The sequence below is a fragment of the Gordonia aquimaris genome (assembly GCF_026262595.1).
Lineage (GTDB): Bacteria > Actinomycetota > Actinomycetes > Mycobacteriales > Mycobacteriaceae > Gordonia > Gordonia tangerina.
Map to the genome: position 1 here is coordinate 1 of NZ_JAPKFM010000074.1, position 1,326 is coordinate 1,326.

A 1,326-nucleotide genomic window follows, 5' to 3' on the forward strand; every position below is an offset into this window, starting at 1 on the left:
GCTACTCATAGCTCCTATGTCAAGCGGCCGTTTGAAGGTCGGGTTGGGTGCGGGCGTTGTGGTCGGTGGTCAGGGCGGTGAACACGATGCGGGTGAGTCGGCGTTTGAGGCAGCGGAGGGCTTCTTTCGTGGTTTTTCCTTCCTGTTGTTTCCTGTCGTAGTAGGCGCGGCCGAGGCTGTTTTTACGGCCGATCTGGGTGATCGCGATGCGGTGGATCGCGGCGTTGAGTTGCCGGTTGCCTGAGCGGGTCAGGCGCACGCGGCCGGCGGTGTTGCCTGACCACACCGGTATCGGTGCCACCCCGGCGTGGCGGGCGAATTTGGCGTCGGTGGCGAAGCGGGTGATGTTGGCGGTCTCCCCGACGATCTTGGCCGCGGTCAACGCGCCGCAGCCGAGGAGGTCGAGCAGGGTCGGGGCGACCGGGGCCACCGCGGCCGCGAGGCGGCGTTCGTAGCTGTTGATGCGTCCGGTCACCTCGACGATGTCGGCGAGTAGTTCACGGGCGAGTTCGGCGAGCACACCCTCGGCGTCCGCAAGCCACGCGCCGACCCGGTTCTGCTGCTTTTTGCGGTCCATCGAGCGGGCGGCGATGTGGTATCCGGGATCGATCTCGTGGACATGCCACAGCAGCCGGTTGATTATGGCGGTGCGTTGGGCGACAAGGGTTTCGCGGTGATCGGTCAACAGTTTCAACTCGCGCGAGACCGCGTCGTGCTCGGCGACGGGCAGGTCGGGTTCCCGCAGCGCGGCGCGGGCGACTGCCAACGCATCGATCGGGTCGGACTTGCCCCGGCTGCGTCCGATCCGGCGGTACTCGGCCATCAGATGCGGGGGCACCCGCACCACCGTGGCACCTGCGCCGAGTAGGTCGCGTTCCAGGCGTGTCGACAGATTCCGGCAGTCCTCGATCGCCCACTGCAGCTCGTCGTCGAAGCGCTCACGTGCCCACTGCATCACCTGGCGGTGTCCGGTGGTGGTGGCTTTGACGGTCTTCTGCGCGAGCTGGCGTCCGGCCTCATCGACGGCGACGAAGGTGTGGGTTCGCTTGTGTACATCGGCTCCCACCATGATCATGGGAAGGGCCTCCAATCATTCAATCAACGGGTGACAGTGAGGTTGGACCGGCCGGCCGACACATCTCAGTGTGGGAGTTCGAGGCTGCCACGCTCCTATCAAGTCAGGCCGGTCGGTTTCCAAATCACCGGCTGTCGGCACAACGAGTACAGGCCAGACCCCAGCGGGGCGAGCACCCAGCGGGAGAGCCAGACAACCGGTGATCGAAACCCAACCACCACCGAAGTGGCACTTCAAGCATCACACTGAGA

The 1,326-nt window shown here is 65.3% G+C and carries 1 protein-coding gene; it reads right to left on the reverse strand.

Going from position 1 to position 1,326, the window contains the following annotated elements:
* Positions 1 to 19: 19 nt before the first annotated feature.
* Complete coding sequence (locus tag OSB52_RS24615) at positions 20 to 1,075, reverse strand: IS110 family RNA-guided transposase (RefSeq protein ID WP_266063962.1); 1,056 nt, start codon at positions 1,073 to 1,075, stop codon at positions 20 to 22.
* Between the last annotated feature and the right edge of the window lie 251 nt (positions 1,076 to 1,326).